The organism is Caldisericia bacterium, from assembly GCA_026414995.1.
GTDB lineage: Bacteria > Caldisericota > Caldisericia > B22-G15 > B22-G15 > JAAYUH01.
This window is the reverse complement of sequence record JAOAHY010000008.1, coordinates 12,502-27,503: the sequence shown is the minus strand read 5'-3', so window position 1 is coordinate 27,503 and position 15,002 is coordinate 12,502. Positions and strand designations below refer to the sequence as shown.

The 15,002-nt window shown below is 26.7% G+C and carries 18 protein-coding genes; 15 read left to right on the top strand and 3 right to left on the bottom strand.

Translation table 11 applies throughout. From position 1 onward, the window contains the following. The first annotated feature begins 87 nt into the window (after positions 1-87). The 12 genes from rpsB to N3D74_03980 are packed head-to-tail and all read left to right on the top strand — an operon-like array spanning position 88 to position 10,056. Positions 88-891, top strand: coding sequence for a 30S ribosomal protein S2 (gene rpsB, locus N3D74_04035; protein ID MCX8095336.1), 804 nt, complete (start codon positions 88-90; stop codon positions 889-891). Between the two features lie 3 nt (positions 892-894). Continuing rightward, on the top strand, positions 895-1,491 hold the full coding sequence (gene tsf, locus N3D74_04030; GenBank protein ID MCX8095335.1) for a translation elongation factor Ts: 597 nt from the start codon (positions 895-897) through the stop codon (positions 1,489-1,491). Then, positions 1,492-2,199, top strand: a complete 708-nt coding sequence (gene pyrH / locus N3D74_04025) for a UMP kinase (GenBank protein MCX8095334.1) — start codon at positions 1,492-1,494, stop codon at positions 2,197-2,199. Between the two features lie 2 nt (positions 2,200-2,201). Next, positions 2,202-2,753 (top strand): ribosome recycling factor, encoded by a 552-nt coding sequence (frr, locus tag N3D74_04020; GenBank protein MCX8095333.1) that lies wholly within the window; start codon positions 2,202-2,204, stop codon positions 2,751-2,753. Between the two features lie 54 nt (positions 2,754-2,807). Next, a complete protein-coding gene (gene uppS / locus N3D74_04015; GenBank protein MCX8095332.1) occupies positions 2,808-3,458 on the top strand; it encodes a polyprenyl diphosphate synthase in 651 nt (216 codons plus the stop codon). Beyond that, positions 3,418-4,200 (top strand): phosphatidate cytidylyltransferase, encoded by a 783-nt coding sequence (locus N3D74_04010; protein ID MCX8095331.1) that lies wholly within the window; start codon positions 3,418-3,420, stop codon positions 4,198-4,200. The genes uppS and N3D74_04010 overlap by 41 nt, the downstream gene beginning before the upstream one ends. Next, the gene (gene dxr / locus N3D74_04005) at positions 4,197-5,339 is read left to right on the top strand and encodes a 1-deoxy-D-xylulose-5-phosphate reductoisomerase (GenBank protein MCX8095330.1); all 1,143 of its coding nucleotides are present in this window, start codon (positions 4,197-4,199) and stop codon (positions 5,337-5,339) included. The genes N3D74_04010 and dxr overlap by 4 nt, the downstream gene beginning before the upstream one ends. Then, the gene (locus N3D74_04000) at positions 5,330-6,337 is read left to right on the top strand and encodes a M50 family metallopeptidase (protein ID MCX8095329.1); all 1,008 of its coding nucleotides are present in this window, start codon (positions 5,330-5,332) and stop codon (positions 6,335-6,337) included. The genes dxr and N3D74_04000 overlap by 10 nt, the downstream gene beginning before the upstream one ends. Then, positions 6,325-7,365, top strand: coding sequence for a (E)-4-hydroxy-3-methylbut-2-enyl-diphosphate synthase (ispG, locus tag N3D74_03995; GenBank protein MCX8095328.1), 1,041 nt, complete (start codon positions 6,325-6,327; stop codon positions 7,363-7,365). The genes N3D74_04000 and ispG overlap by 13 nt, the downstream gene beginning before the upstream one ends. Positions 7,366-7,367: 2 nt before the next feature. Continuing rightward, on the top strand, positions 7,368-9,065 hold the full coding sequence (locus N3D74_03990) for a proline--tRNA ligase (protein MCX8095327.1): 1,698 nt from the start codon (positions 7,368-7,370) through the stop codon (positions 9,063-9,065). Further along, positions 9,055-9,717, top strand: coding sequence for a glycosyltransferase family 2 protein (locus N3D74_03985; GenBank protein MCX8095326.1), 663 nt, complete (start codon positions 9,055-9,057; stop codon positions 9,715-9,717). The genes N3D74_03990 and N3D74_03985 overlap by 11 nt, the downstream gene beginning before the upstream one ends. Positions 9,718-9,720: 3 nt before the next feature. Further along, the gene (locus N3D74_03980; GenBank protein MCX8095325.1) at positions 9,721-10,056 is read left to right on the top strand and encodes a cupin domain-containing protein; all 336 of its coding nucleotides are present in this window, start codon (positions 9,721-9,723) and stop codon (positions 10,054-10,056) included. Between the two features lie 2 nt (positions 10,057-10,058). Here the strand turns inward: N3D74_03980 and N3D74_03975 are convergent, their stop codons facing one another. Next, a complete protein-coding gene (locus N3D74_03975) occupies positions 10,059-10,493 on the bottom strand; it encodes an OsmC family protein (GenBank protein MCX8095324.1) in 435 nt (144 codons plus the stop codon). Between the two features lie 82 nt (positions 10,494-10,575). On the opposite strand from N3D74_03975, the gene N3D74_03970 reads away from it, so the two are divergent. Next, positions 10,576-11,970 carry a glycosyltransferase family 39 protein gene (locus tag N3D74_03970; protein MCX8095323.1) on the top strand — a complete coding sequence of 465 codons (1,395 nt, stop codon included), beginning with the start codon at positions 10,576-10,578 and terminating at the stop codon, positions 11,968-11,970. Here N3D74_03970 and N3D74_03965 read toward each other — a convergent pair. Both N3D74_03965 and N3D74_03960 read right to left on the bottom strand, forming a co-directional pair. Beyond that, positions 11,953-13,209, bottom strand: a complete 1,257-nt coding sequence (locus N3D74_03965; protein ID MCX8095322.1) for an SLC13 family permease — start codon at positions 13,207-13,209, stop codon at positions 11,953-11,955. The genes N3D74_03970 and N3D74_03965 overlap by 18 nt on opposite strands. Before the next feature lie 9 nt (positions 13,210-13,218). Continuing rightward, complete coding sequence (locus tag N3D74_03960) at positions 13,219-14,037, bottom strand: universal stress protein (GenBank protein ID MCX8095321.1); 819 nt, start codon at positions 14,035-14,037, stop codon at positions 13,219-13,221. A 41-nt stretch (positions 14,038-14,078) separates the two neighbouring features. On the opposite strand from N3D74_03960, the gene N3D74_03955 reads away from it, so the two are divergent. Both N3D74_03955 and N3D74_03950 read left to right on the top strand, forming a co-directional pair. Next, positions 14,079-14,474: a nucleoside 2-deoxyribosyltransferase gene (locus N3D74_03955; protein MCX8095320.1), complete on the top strand. Its 396-nt coding sequence runs from the start codon at positions 14,079-14,081 to the stop codon at positions 14,472-14,474. Positions 14,475-14,487: 13 nt separating this feature from the next. Further along, entirely contained in the window at positions 14,488-14,973 is a 486-nt protein-coding gene (locus N3D74_03950; protein MCX8095319.1) for a VOC family protein, read from the top strand. Positions 14,974-15,002 lie beyond the last annotated feature (29 nt).

Sequence of the window (15,002 nt, the reverse complement as noted above, 5' to 3'; positions counted from 1 at the left end):
CTCTTCAAGGTGCCTCTTGAAATTCAAGAGGTGTGAAGAGAAGATGACGAAGCGGAGGACAAAAACCTAAAAGGAGGAATATGTTATATGCAAGTAACAATGAAACAACTTCTTGAAGTTGGTGCACACTTCGGACACCAGGTCAAGAGATGGAATCCTAAGATGAAAAAATTTATTTTTATGGAAAGAAATGGGATTCACATCTTTGACCTTAGACACACAATAGAAGCAATTGATAGAGCAACAAAACTTGTCTCAGATCTAATAAGGCAAGGTGAAATTATTATTTTTGTTGGAACAAAAAAACAAGCACAGGAAGTTGTAAAAGAAGAAGCAGAAAGATGCGGAATGTACTATGTAAATGAGAGATGGGTTGGGGGATTACTTACAAACTTCTATGAGATAAGAAAAAGAATAGATAGATTAGAAGAGATGATAAGAATGGAAGAGAGGGGAGATACACAAAAATATTCATATAAAGAACTTAAAGAGTTTAAAAGAGAAAAAGATAAACTATTTAAACTATTTGGTGGATTAAGAGGTATTCCAAAAATTCCAAAGGTAATTTTTGTTGCTGATACAAAAAAGGATGTTAATGCAATAATTGAAGCAAAAAAAGTAAAATCACATGTTGTTGCAATAGTTGATACAAATTGTGATCCAGATCTTGCAGATATTCCAATTCCATCTAATGATGATGCAATTAGAGCAATTAAATTAATAACTTCTGCTATTGCAGATGCTGTGATTGAAGGAAAAGAAGGAAAAGTTATTGAAATTCCTCGCGAAGAAGAAAAGGTTGAAGAACTATTCTTAACAAGTGAGGAAGAAATTGAAGAGTTTATGAAAGAAGGATTAAACAAAAACGAGATTGAAGAAAAGGAGGAATAATATATGGCAAATATGGAACTTATAAAAGAGTTAAGAGAGAAAACTGGTGCAAGCATCTCTTATTGCAAAGAGGCACTTGAGGCAACTCAAGGTGATGTTGAAAAAGCAATTGAATATTTAAGAAAAAAAGGTCTTGCACAAGCAGAGAAAAAAGCTGGAAGAGAAACAAGACAAGGAATTATACACTCATATATTCACCTTGGAGGAAGAATTGGAGTAATGGTTGAACTAAACTGTGAAACAGATTTTGTAGCAAGAACAGATGATTTCAAAAAACTTGCGAATGAGTTATGTCTTCAAATCGCATTTGATTCACCAAAATATATCTCAAGAGAAGATGTACCTCAAGAAGTTGTTGAAAAAGAAAAAGAAATTATAAGAGAACAATTAAAAGATATGAATAAACCTCCTCAAGTAATTGAAAAAATTGTTGAAGGAAAATTAGAGGATTTTTATAAAAAAGTTTGTCTTTTAGAACTTCCATATATAAGAGATGATAAAAGAAAGGTAATTGATATTATTAAAGATGCAATTGCAAAACTTGGAGAAAATATTACAGTAAGAAGATTTGTAAGATTTGAGGTTGGGGAAAAAGAGTAAATGGATTATAAACGAATACTCTTAAAAATTTCAGGAGAGGCTTTAAAAGGAAATAAAGAAGAGGAGTATGATATAGATTTTATAAAGGACCTCTGTCTCCAAATTAAAAAAGTTAAGGAGATGGGGGTCCAAATTTCAATTGTTATTGGTGGTGGAAATATTTGGAGAGGTGTTCTTGGAGAAAAACTTGGTATAGATAGAGCAACATCAGACTATATTGGAATGATAGCAACTATTATGAATGCACTTCTAATTCAATCAATTCTTGAAAAAATGGGCTTAGAGACAAGAGTTCAATCTGCTTTAACCTTAACTGAAGTTTGTGAACCATATATAAGAAGAAGAACTGTAAGACACCTTGAAAAGGGGAGAATTGTTATTTTTGCAGCAGGAACAGGAAACCCATATTTTACAACAGATACAGCAGCGGCACTTAGAGCGTCTGAAATAGGTGCTGATGTTATATTAAAGGGAACAAGTGTTGATGGTGTTTACTCTTCAGATCCAAAAATAGATAAAGATGCAAAATTTTATAAAGAAATAACATTTACAGAATTTTTAATTAAAAACTTAAGAGCACTTGATCCAACCGCAATTTCTCTTTCAAGAGAGACAAATATACCTGTAATTGTTTTCAATATAAAGAAAAAAGATGGTATTATAAAAGCAATATTAGGAGAGGAAGGAACAATTATTAAGGGAGGATAAATATGAAAGAGATAATTCAAGAAACAGAAGCATTAATGAAAAAGGTTGAAAAAAATTTACTTGAAGAGTTTTCAAAAATAAGATTAGGTAAAGCAAACCCTGTGATACTTGAAGAGATAAGAGTCTTGTATTTTGGTCAGAAACTTCCTTTAAATCAAGTTGCATCAATTAATGTAATTAACCCTCAAACAATAATTATTGAGCCATGGGATAAAAATATTATTAAAGACATTGAAAGAGCAATAAATGAAGCAAATTTAGGACTTAACCCTCAGGTAGAAGGGAATGTAATTAAAATTTTCTTTCCTCCTCTTTCAGAAGAGAGAAGACAAGAACTTGTTAAGTTTGTAAAAAGATTAACAGAAGAGAGAAGAGTATCAATAAGAAACATAAGAAGAGATGCTATTGAAAAAATTAAAAAAAGTGAAAAGGAAAAAAAGATTTCAGAAGATGAAAGTCATAGATTACAAGATGAAATTCAAAAGTTAACTGATAAGTATAATGAGATTTTGTCAAATCACGAAAAGGCAAAAGAAAAAGATATTTTAAGTTAAGGAAGAGTTTTGGAAAAAGAGTCTTTGATTATTCCAGAATCTGTTGCCATAATAATGGATGGCAACGGAAGATGGGCTGAAAAAAGGGGGCTTCCAAGAATATATGGACATAAAGAAGGGGTTAATGCAGTTAAAAGAGCAGTAACCTATTCTTATAAAAAGGGGATAAAAGTTTTATCTCTTTTTGCTTTTTCAACAGAAAATTGGAAAAGACCTAGAGAAGAGGTTAATTTTTTAATGAATCTTTTCAAAGAAGTTATTCAAAAAGAATTTGATGAAATAGTTGAAAAGGGGATAAGAGTTAAATTTCTATCAAGAAAAGATGAACTACCAGATTTTGTGATAAAAGAGATTGAAAGAGTTGAAGAGAATTCAAAAAATTTTGATAAAATGACACTTCTTGTTGGATTAAATTATGGTGGGAAGTTTGATATTATTCAAGCAGTTAATAGAATAATTGAAAGCGGAATTAAAAAGGTAAATGAAGAAGAATTTTCAAAATTTCTTTTAACATATCCTTTTAAGGACCCAGATTTACTAATAAGAACTTCAGGAGAACTTAGAATATCAAATTATTATCTATATCAATTATCTTATACAGAACTATATTTCACTGAAACTCTTTGGCCAGATTTTGATGAAAATGAGTTTGAAAAAGCAATAATTGAATATTCAAGGAGAAAAAGGCGCTTTGGTTCAATCTGAATTAAAAAATAGAGTTATTGGTGCAATTTATTTTGGATTACCATTTATTTTATTTTTATATTTTGGAGGGGTTTCTTTAAAAATTTTTTTATTATTTTTAAGTTTTATAATTTTTTATGAAATTAGTAAAATCTCAAATTTAGATTATAAATATTTTTATTTTCCAATACTTTTGGTTCCTTACATTTTAAACACTAACATATCTATTTTTATCTTTCTTCTATTTTCTTTTATTGTTTTTTTAATTAAAAAAGATGATGTTAACAATTTCTTAAATTCAGTTTTGTTTCCTTTTTCTTTTTTAATTATTTCAACCTTTCCATTTTTATATCTATTCCTTTTAAGAGAAGAAAAGGGAATTTTAAAAACATTTATTATCATAATTTCTATATGGATTTCTGATATTTTTGCATATTTTATAGGAAAAAGTTTTGGTAAAAGAAAAATTGTGCCTCATATATCTCCTGGAAAAAGTTTTGAAGGTTTATTAGGAAGTATAGTATCTCTTTATATCTTCTTCTTATTGATCAATATGCTTTTTAAAAATTTTTCAATAATTGAACTATCTTACTTTCCTTTATTAATAGTTTTTTTATCTTTTTTAGGAGATATATTTGAATCAACAATAAAAAGATATTTTAAAGTTAAAGATTCTGGAAAAATAATATTAGGTCATGGGGGATTATTTGATAGAGTTGATAGTTTTATTTTTACAATTCCTATTTTATATTTTATATTATGAAAAAAATTTTTATTGTTGGTGCAACTGGATCAATTGGTCAAAGCACAATTGATATTATAAGAAATTTTAAACAAAAATTTAAACTTGAAGGTATTTCTGCAAATGAAAACTTAAGTTCTTTAATTAATATCTATAATGAATTTAAACCTAAATATGTTCTAATAAATAATGAAAACAAAGCAAATGAATTAAAAAATATATTAAAATCCAAAAATTCAGGTCTATTTAGAGAAATTTTTCCATATGTTTTAAAAGATAGCGAAATTGATATAATCTTTTTTGCATCAAGAGGACTTGATGATATATTTTGGATACTTGAGACAATTAAACATTCAAAAGAAATATTTATTGCAAACAAAGAGTCATTTGTAGCAGCAGGAAAATTAATAATGAACGAAATAAAAAAAAGAAATTTAAAATTTATTCCAATTGATTCTGAACATAATGCAATTTGGGAATTGACTTTAGGAAGATATGAGGATGAAATTGAAAAAATAATAATTACTGCATCTGGTGGACCATTTTTTGATTTGAGTGAAGATGAAATAAAAGATATAAAACCAGAAGATGCACTTAAACACCCAACTTGGAGTATGGGTAAAAAAATTACAATTGATTCTGCAACTCTTTTCAACAAAGGAATGGAAGTTGTTGAAGCAAATTTAATATTTGAAGTTCCCTATGAGAAGATTGAGGTTGTAATTCATAGAGAAAGTATAATTCATTCAATGGTTGAGTTTGTTGATGGTGAAGTTTTTGCTCTTTTATATGAACCAGATATGAGGTATCCAATTCAAAGAGCTCTTTTATTTCCAGAAAGAGAAAGAAATTTTTATAAAAAATTTGATTTTAAAAAGAATTTAACATTTTATGAATTTAAAAAAGAGAGATTCCCTTCTTTTGAAGTAATAGTTGAAGCAGGAAAAGAGAATGGATCAAAGCCTTTTTCAATTATATACACTAATGACATTTTAACAGATTTATTTCTTCAAGGAAAAATTTCATTTTTATCAATAGGAAAAATTCTTAAAAAGGTTTATGATAAAATTGAAAGAAGAGAATTTTCTTTATCTATTTTAGAAGATTTAAAAAAAGAAACAAAAGAAATTGTTATGAAAGAGGTGATGAGTTGTATATAATTTACGCAATAATTGCTTTGTCAATTGCAGCAATTGCACATGAATTTGGTCATTATTTAGCAGCCAAAAAAGGTGGAATGCAAGTTGAAGAGTTTAGTATTGGTTTTGGACCAAAAATCTTTTCTTATACAAAAAATGAGACACTATTTTCTTTAAGGATTATTCCTTTTCTTGCATATGTAAAGGTAAAAGGAATGGATGATAAGTTAGATACTCCAGATGGATATTACAAAAAACCACTTAAAAGTAGATTTTTAACAATTGTTGGTGGTCCTGTTGCAAACATTTTACTTGCATTGATTATCTTTATAATTTTATTTTCAACTTTTGGAGATTTTAATAATCTTTCAACAACAATATACTCTGTTCAAGAAGCTTCACCTGCTTATCAAGTTGGGTTAAAGAAAGGGGATAAAATTTTATTTATTAATGATAAAGAGATAAAAACATGGGATGATGTAAGAAATGAAATTCAGAATAGTAATGGAAATGAGATAAAGATTGTTGTAAAAAGAGGAGAAGAAAAATTAAATTTTATAGTGAAACCTATTAAAGAAGGAGATAGATGGGTAATTGGAATTATAAGTGGTTTTGAAAAACTAAACTTTCTTGAAGCAATATATTTTTCATTTAAAGAAGTTTTAAGAGTTATGCTTCTATTTTTATCTTCAATTAGATTACTTATCACAGGTAAGGCAACTGGAGGGGTAGTTGGACCTGTTGGTATAGTTCAAGTTGCTTCAAACATTGGAAAATCAGCTGGAATTTTTGGAATAATTTGGTTTTCAGCAATCTTAAATATTTTACTTGCACTAACAAATCTTCTTCCCATACCAGCTCTAGATGGAGGAAGAGTTCCATTTCTCATTTATGAATGGATAACAAAAAAAAGAGTACCACCAGAAAAAGAAAATTTAGTTCATTTAATTGGCTTTATATTTTTGCTTGGACTTCTCTTTCTTGTAACATTCTTTGATATTTTAAGATGGATAAAATAAAAAGAGTTTTTTATATTGGAGATAAAAAAATAGGAGACGGAGAAATTTTACTTCAAGGTATGATTAAGGGGGACTTAAAAAATTTTAAAAACATTAAAAAAGAGATTGATTTTATGATAGATGAGGGGGCTGATCTTATTAGAGTTGCTGTTCCAGATAAAAAAAGTATAGAAGATGTTGAGAGAATTGTTAAATATTCAAAAGTTCCAATTATCGCTGATATACATTTCAATTATGAACTTGCTATTCTTGCTATGGAGGCTGGAGTTAAAAAAATTAGATTAAACCCATCAAATATAAAAGATAGTGAAAAAATTAAAAAAATTGTTTTTGAAGCAAAAAGAAAAGGAATTCCTATTAGAGTTGGTGCAAATGTTGGATCTCTAGTTTACGAAAAAAAAGAGGGTGATAGAATATCTATTATGATTGAATCAATTGAGAGAGAAGTAAAAATTTTGGAGGAACTAAATTTTTTTGATATAGTGATCTCAGCAAAGAGTGATGATCCAGTTGAAACAATTAAAATAAACGAAATTCTATATGAAAAATTTAATTATCCTATTCATATTGGTGTTACAGCAACAGGAAGCGATGAAGATGGAATAATAAAATCAACTATAGGAATATCAAATTTACTTTTAAAGGGTATAGGAGATACAATAAGAGTTTCACTTTCAAATTACTCCTATTATGAAGTAATGATTGGAAGAAAAATTTTAGAATCATTATCGTTAAGAAAGAGAGATAGAATTGAAATAATATCTTGTCCTAAGTGTTCAAGATGTAACAAGAATTTTGAAAAAATTTTAAAAGAAGTAAAAGAAAATTTTTCAAATCTCAAAATTCCAATAAAACTTGCAGTAATGGGATGTGAAGTTAATGCAATTGGCGAATCTCAAAATGCAGATATAGGAATTGCAATGACAAGGGGTAAAATATTATTTTTTAAAAATGGTAAAATGATTACATCAATTGAGGAATCAGAGATTATACCTTTTTTGAAAAAAGAATTACTTAAAAAGGAGTGAATATGTATTTAAGTAAATTGTTTGTTCCTATTCAAAGAGAAGACCCAAAAGATGCTGAAACTATAAGTCATAAATTAATGATAAAAGGTGGTCTTATAAGACAAATTAGTTCTGGAATTTATGCTTTTTTGCCAATTGGTTTTAAAGTATTAAAAAAAGTTGAAAACATAATTAGAGAAGAGATGAATAAAATTGGAGCACAAGAAGTTATTTTACCTGCTCTTCTTCCTCGTGAACCATGGGATGAAACCGGAAGATGGGATATTTATGGAGATGAACTTTTTAGATTAAAAGATAGAAGAGGGAGAGATTTTTGTCTTGGACCAACACATGAAGAAATAATTACAATGTTAGTTAGGAATAGTGTTAGATCTTATAAAAATCTTCCACAGCTTTTATATCAAATTCAAACAAAGTTTAGAGATGAGATAAGACCAAGGTTTGGGATAATGAGAAGTAGAGAATTTTTAATGAAAGATCTTTATTCTTTTGATTCTTCATGGGATAATCTTTCTGAAACATACAAAAAAGTATTTGAAGCATACAAAAAAATATTTGATAGATTCAAATTAAAATATTATACAGTAGAAGCTGATTCTGGAGCAATTGGAGGAAAAATTTCTCATGAATTTGTGGCAGAATCATCTATTGGAGAATGTGAATTTGTTGTATGTTCAACATGTGGATATGCAGCAAACATTGAAGCAGCAAAAAGTGGCGATATAAAAGAGGTGGTCTTAAATGAAGAACCACTAGAATTAGTTTATACACCAAATATGAAAAAGGTTGAAGAAGTTAGTAAATTTTTAAACTTAAGTGAAGATAGATTAATAAAAGCAATTTTATATATAATTGATGAAAAGCCAATTCTTGTTTTAATAAGAGGGGATGATGAAATAAATGAAGTTAAATTAAAAAATTTCTATAATGCTAAATCTATAAGATTAGCAGATGAGAATGAGATTGAAAGATATACAAAATCACCACTTGGTTTTTCAGGTCCAATTGGATATGTTGGGGAGATTATTGCTGACACAAGAGTAAAGTATGTAAAAAATGGTGCGTGTGGAGGAAACAAAAAAGATCACCACTATATACATGTTTCATATCCTAGAGATTTTGATGTTAAAGAGTTTATTGATTTAAGAAAAGTGAGAGATGGTGATCCATGTCCAAAGTGTGGTGAAAAACTAATTAAAAAAATTGGAATAGAACTTGGACATACATTTCAACTTGGGACAAAATATTCTGAATCTATGAAAGCATATTTTCAAGATGAAAATGGAGAGCTTAAACCTTTTATAATGGGATGTTATGGTATTGGTCTCGGAAGAATTATCGCAGCAACAATTGAACAATACTCAGATAAAAAGGGAATTGTTTGGACAAATGTTATAGCTCCATACCACATAATTGTTATTCCAGTTTCACAAAATATAGAAACAGCAAAAGAAGCAGAAAATTTTTACTTTGAACTTTTAAATGAAGGTTTTGAAGTTCTTTTTGAAGATAGAGACATTTCTCCTGGAGAGAAGTTTAAAGATGCAGATTTAATTGGAATTCCTTATAAGATCATTTTTGGTAAAACCTTTGAAAATGAAGGTTTAGTTGAAGTAAAAAAAAGAGTTGATGATAAAATTTTTAAATTCAAAAAAGAAGATATTAAAGAATTTTTAAGGAAAGAAATTTATGATTATTAGTTTGATAATTCCAGCATATAATGAAGAAAAAACAATAGGAGATGTAATAAAGGTTGGAATTGAAAACCCATTTGTTGATGAAATTATTGTAGTTAATGATGGCTCAATAGATAAAACTGGAATTATTGCAAAAAAACTTGGAGTAAAAACTATAGATCTTAAAGAAAATAAAGGAAAAGGTTATGCTCTTTATGAGGGTGTTAAAAATAGTTCTGGAAATATAATACTCTTTCTTGATGCAGATTTAATTGGTTTAAAATCACATCATATTACGGAACTTTTAAGACCAATAATTGAAGGAGAGTATCTTACAACATGTGGAATCTTTGAAAAGGGGCGCTTTGCAACAGATATTTCACATAAACTAACTCCATTTTTATCTGGTCAAAGAGCAATGACAAGAGAAATCTGGGAGAATTTTAAATATGACCCAGAGGTAAGATATGGTTTTGAAATTCTTTTATCAGATTATTTTTGGAGAAATAAAATAAAAGTTAAATATGTTATGCTTGAAGGTGTTACACAACTTATGAAAGAGGAAAAAATAGGAGTTAAAGAAGGAAGGCGCTTTCGTTTTCAAATGTATAAAGATATTGCAAAAACTATATTAAAAATAGCAAAAGATAAATTTTTAGAAACAAAGGAGGATTAATTTATGGAAAAAATTGTTAAAAATTACATTGAGGTTCCAGAAGAAATTGTTGAGATGCATGGAGCAAAAGATGCTTTCATTAGATGGCTTATTAAAGGGCCAAACTTTCACTTGAGATTCTTTAGAATTGAAAAAGGTGGAAATTCTCCAAGACACTCCCACAATTATGAACATGAAATATTTATTTTAAAAGGAGATGGAAAAGTTTATATTGATGGAGAAGATTATTATATTTCAAATAACTTTTTTGTTTATATACCTCCTAACAAAGAGCATCAAATTATAAACGAAGGAGAAGGTGATTTAGAGTTTCTCTGTATTATTCCGAATATAAAATAGTTTTATTTTAAAACAATCTCAACAGGTGTTACATTTCTTATATTATCTGAGATAGGACATCTCTCTTCTACTTTTTTAATTAGTTCATGAAGTTTTTCTTTTGATTCTTCTGATTTTATATCAACTTCAACAGTTATCTTTTTATAACCTGCTCTTTCTGAAAAGTCTTTACCCATAAATCTTAAAGGATTAAGTTCTCCTCTTAAATTTATTTTTATTTTATCAATCTTCAAGTTCATCTCTTTTGCAACAACTTGAATTACAATTCCGAGACAACCACCAAGTGCAAATAAGAGATATTCTACTGGATTTGGTCCTAAATTTTTACCTCCAAGATTTTCTGGTTCATCTATTATAAACGAAAAGTTTCTTGTTTTAGCTTCAAATGTTAAACCTTCTTTTAATTCAACGCTTGCTTCAAATGTTATATCTTTCATGTTAACCTCCTTTAAAAAATTATAACATAATTGAAAAATTTTTTCAATAATCTAATTAAAATTGTTATTATATAATTTAAATATGAAATTAATTTTGGATAAAAAGAGGGTATTTTTCTTATTAATTGTTGCTTTTTTAATAACAAACTTTTTAATTTTTATTCCTAAATTTATTTATGGAGATGAAGCATGGTCTGCAAAAGTATCTTCATTAGGATTAATATCAGCAATTCTAAATTCTCTAAATGATTTTCACCCTCCTCTATATCACATTTTATTATCTTTATTTCTTTATATATTTCCTCATAATGAAATCTTATTAAGAATAATATCTTTAGTTTTTGGTATATTAACAATTTATATAATTCTATTTAAATTAAATGAATTTATAGGAGAGGATGAATCAAAATATCTTGGTATTTTAATTACTGTATCTCCATTTTTTCTTTACATATCAACTCTTGTAAGAATGTATTCACTTGCATTGTTTCTCTCTTCACTCTCAATTTTATTCTTTTTTAATCTTTTAAAAGGAGAGAGAGTTTATAAAATTCATTTTGTTATATCAAATATTTTAATGATGCTTACTCATCACCTAACTATTCCACTCTTTTTTATTGAAAGTTTATATTTTCTAATAAAGAAAAGGTGGTCTTCTTTTATTACTTCTATAATTTGTGGAATAATATATTTACCATTTTCATACATATTTTTTATTCAACTAAAAAGAAGATTTGAGCTTTCGAGAGGATGGGGCAATATAACCTTTGAATCTTTTTTATCTGATTTTTTCTCTTATCTATTCTTAAATTCAAAAGAAGTGTTTATTTTTATAATTTTTATTCTTGTTTTTATAATAATCTTAGGATTAATAAAATTTAAAAATGAATTTAAAATTTTTCTGATTTTTTACTTTTTTACATATTTTATAATGTTTTTTTCTATAACAAAAATTTTTGGTTCTCTTTATTTTCATTACATATCATTTATTATCATTCCATCTTATTATTTGTTAATAGAGGGGGCTTTTTTCTTTAAAAAATATAAAGAAAAAGTTTTAATTTTTTTAATAATTTTGTTTTATATATTTGTTCCTTTTAGTTTAATCAAAGGTCATCCAGAAATACCTCAAATAAAAAATTTATTAGATGGAAAAAAAGTTATTTTTTTAAACAAATATGAAATGTATAGATATACATTTAATATCACTGGAGAATTTAAGTATATTTTAGATCTTCCATTAAATAATTTCATGTTTGATACATCAAAAAAAATAGAATTTGCATTAAATTTTTTAGAAAAAGAAGAAAAACCAACAATTTTTGTCTATTCTCAAGTTGGAAGTGATCTATTAAGTTTATATGATCCAAAAGGAAAAATTAAAAAATATCTTGATGAAAATAGTTCATCAAAAATTATCTTTGGCATTTATTCAGATTTAACTCTTTTTATTTATTTTTTAGAACCTGTGAAATAGAATAAGTAGCAATCCTGAAAGAATAAGAGATAAAATTGTACCCAAAAAAACTTTTTTAAGATAATAACCCCAAGAAACTCTTATTCCACTTTTTTCAAGAATAGACAAAGCAACAACATTTGCTGATGCACCAATTGGAGTTCCATTACCACCAAGGTCAGTTCCAAGAGAAAGTCCCCATGCAAGTACTCCAATTGGTATTCCCTTTAATACACTCATATTTTTAATAATAGGGACCATTGAAAAGGCAAGTGGAACATTATCAACCACACTTGATAAAATGCCTGAAAAGAAAAGAAGTTCACTTGGTAAAATTTTAGGATTTTTAAAAATCTTAATCATAAAATTAGTAATTTGAGATAAAAATCCAACTTTTTCAAGAGAACCAACTATTATAAATAATCCAATGAAAAACAAAAGAGTATCCCAATCAATTTTTTCCCATATATTTCTAAATCTATTTCCATTTAAAAACAAAGCTAAAGAGGCTCCGATTAACCCTATTACTCCAACAGAAATATTTATAGTTTTATGAAAAACAAGAAGTGATACAGTTAATAGAAAAACAAAGATTGAAACAAAAAAACTATATTTATCTTTAATTTCAATTCTTTTTATCTCAACCTCTTTTTTTATTTTTATCTTTAAATCATTTTTAAAAATAAACAAAAAATAAATAATATTAAAAATAAGAACAATAATTGAAATAGGTGCTACATTTTTTAAAAAGTCTATAAAAGAAAAACCAAGAGATGTACCAATTATAACATTTGGCGGGTCTCCAACCATTGTAGAGCTTCCTCCAATATTTGATGAAACGATTTCAATTAATATAAATGGAACTGGATTAAAACCTAAAATTTTGGATATTTCTATTGTTAAAGAAGATATAAACATCATAACAGTTATACTATCCATAAATGCAGATAGAAAAGCAGTTAAAAGTGAAAGAGAGATGAATAATAAAATTAAATTTTTACCAAAAATTCTTACAACTCTATTTCCAACAATTTTAAAAAAGTTAACCTCTTTTAAAGTAATAACAAGAGTAAACATACCAAAAAGTAGTGTTATTGCATCCCAATTTACAAAAGATAGAGCTTCATTTGGAGTTAAAATTTTTAATAAAACTAAAATGGAAGCGGAGAAAAAAACTATTATTGTTCTTGGTAAAATATCAAAAATTATCAAAAGATAAGATAAAATAAAAATTAAAATTGAAATAATTTCGTTTTTCATAATATTCTCCTAATCGCAGATAAGAAGAATCGGTTTTTCTGATAAAGTTATTGTGCTTCTTACAATATAATCAAGTGAAAATTCTTTAATAATGTTTCTTAATTTATATTTAAAACCTTTATATCCTCTACTGCCTATTATTAAATCATGCTCTTTTGTGCTTTCCAAAATTGATTCAAGAGGATCTTTTTCAAATATCTTAAAATTAACATCAATAGAGAGTTTTTCACTTTCAATTTTTACTCTTTCCATATAATTTTCTATTATTTTTTCATCTTTTATTAAAAATAGAACTGTTAAATTTCCATTAAAATTTTTTGCATATTTCAATGAAAAAATTGTTGCTTCATATGAATATTGACTTCCAGTTGTAGGATTTAAAATTTTAGGTTTAAGAGAGGGTTCAACAAGTGCATTCATTACTAAAACTGGAATGTGAGAGTTTATTAATATATCTTTTGCAATACCTCCAAGTTTTAATCTTTTAACTCCAACTGCAGAGTGACTTCCAATAACAAGCAAATCTATTCCCTTTTCTTTTACTTCATCAAATACTGAATCTTTAACTCTTCCTTTTCTTAAAACTATCTCAAAATCAACTTTTTTTTCATTTAATAACTCTTCATAATCTTTTAAAGATTTTTCAATTAATTCTGTCAAATAATCTTCATATAGTTTTATTCCTCTACCAATAAACTTTGTTGTATCAATAACTGAGAGAATGTAAAATTTTGAGTCTTTAAAACATTTTGTAAGATATGAAAGAAAAATCTTCCACTCTTCTGATGGTTCAAGTGATACTAATATTTTTTCAAATAATTTATTCATAAAAAATATTATATAATAAAAAAGATTAAATTGGAGGTATTATGAAGATATACTTTGCTTTCTCAATTAGGGGTGGTACAAGAAATGATAATTTAATAAAAGATATTTATAATTTTTTAAAAGAAAAAGGCCATTCAATTACAACAGAATTTAATTTAATTCCTACTTATTCAGAAAGCCTTTTCTCTGATAATGATATTTTTAAAAGAGATATTGAGGCTCTTTTAAATTCAGATCTTCTTCTCGCAGATGTAAATTCTCCATCTCTTGGAGTTGGTTTTGAAATTGCTTTTGCACTTTGTAACAAAAAAAGAGTAATTGCTTTTTTAGAAGAAGGTAAAATTCTTTCTGCAATGATAAATGGAAACCCAGAAATTATATTGATAAGATACAAAGATTTAAAAGATCTAAAAGAAAAATTAAATAAATATTTTTAAAAGAGGTGAATTTATGAAAGAAAAACTTTTTGAAGAAATTATTCAAATCGCAATTGTTGTTGAAGATTTAGAAAACTCATTAAAAATTTTTAATGATGAGTATGGAATTGGACCTTGGAAAATTTATAAGATTGATAAAGAAACAACAGTTGAAATGAAAAGAAATGATGAATATAGAGAATTTGAATATATTGTTGCAATGTGTGAAATGGGATCAGTTGAACTTGAATTAGTTCAACCAATTGATGAAAATAGTGTTTATTATGAATTTTTAAAAAATCATGGTCCTGGACTTCATCATATTGGTTTTAAAATAAAAGATTTCAATAAAGTTAATGAATTTTTTAATCAAAGGGGTATAAAACCACATCAAAGTGGAATTTGGAGTGGAAAATTTTTTGCACATATGAAAACAGAAAAGGACCTTAATTTTGTACTTGAGATTTTCAATAAAACTGAAAATTATAAAAAACCAGAACCAATAAAAATTTATTCATAAGGAGAAACTAAAATGGAAGAGATTAAAAA

What these genes read in the sequence shown, in the direction of transcription:
- rpsB (MCX8095336.1), top strand. Translation starts at nt 88, where the DNA reads ATGCAAGTAACAATGAAACAACTTCTTGAAGTTGGTGCACACTTCGGA.
- tsf (MCX8095335.1), top strand. Translation starts at nt 895, where the DNA reads ATGGCAAATATGGAACTTATAAAAGAGTTAAGAGAGAAAACTGGTGCA.
- pyrH (MCX8095334.1), top strand. Translation starts at nt 1,492, where the DNA reads ATGGATTATAAACGAATACTCTTAAAAATTTCAGGAGAGGCTTTAAAA.
- frr (MCX8095333.1), top strand. Translation starts at nt 2,202, where the DNA reads ATGAAAGAGATAATTCAAGAAACAGAAGCATTAATGAAAAAGGTTGAA.
- uppS (MCX8095332.1), top strand. Translation starts at nt 2,808, where the DNA reads ATGGATGGCAACGGAAGATGGGCTGAAAAAAGGGGGCTTCCAAGAATA.
- dxr (MCX8095330.1), top strand. Translation starts at nt 4,197, where the DNA reads ATGAAAAAAATTTTTATTGTTGGTGCAACTGGATCAATTGGTCAAAGC.
- ispG (MCX8095328.1), top strand. Translation starts at nt 6,325, where the DNA reads ATGGATAAAATAAAAAGAGTTTTTTATATTGGAGATAAAAAAATAGGA.
- N3D74_03990 (MCX8095327.1), top strand. Translation starts at nt 7,368, where the DNA reads ATGTATTTAAGTAAATTGTTTGTTCCTATTCAAAGAGAAGACCCAAAA.
- N3D74_03985 (MCX8095326.1), top strand. Translation starts at nt 9,055, where the DNA reads ATGATTATTAGTTTGATAATTCCAGCATATAATGAAGAAAAAACAATA.
- N3D74_03980 (MCX8095325.1), top strand. Translation starts at nt 9,721, where the DNA reads ATGGAAAAAATTGTTAAAAATTACATTGAGGTTCCAGAAGAAATTGTT.
- N3D74_03975 (MCX8095324.1), bottom strand. Translation starts at nt 10,493, where the DNA reads ATGAAAGATATAACATTTGAAGCAAGCGTTGAATTAAAAGAAGGTTTA.
- N3D74_03970 (MCX8095323.1), top strand. Translation starts at nt 10,576, where the DNA reads ATGAAATTAATTTTGGATAAAAAGAGGGTATTTTTCTTATTAATTGTT.
- N3D74_03965 (MCX8095322.1), bottom strand. Translation starts at nt 13,209, where the DNA reads ATGAAAAACGAAATTATTTCAATTTTAATTTTTATTTTATCTTATCTT.
- N3D74_03960 (MCX8095321.1), bottom strand. Translation starts at nt 14,037, where the DNA reads ATGAATAAATTATTTGAAAAAATATTAGTATCACTTGAACCATCAGAA.
- N3D74_03955 (MCX8095320.1), top strand. Translation starts at nt 14,079, where the DNA reads ATGAAGATATACTTTGCTTTCTCAATTAGGGGTGGTACAAGAAATGAT.
- N3D74_03950 (MCX8095319.1), top strand. Translation starts at nt 14,488, where the DNA reads ATGAAAGAAAAACTTTTTGAAGAAATTATTCAAATCGCAATTGTTGTT.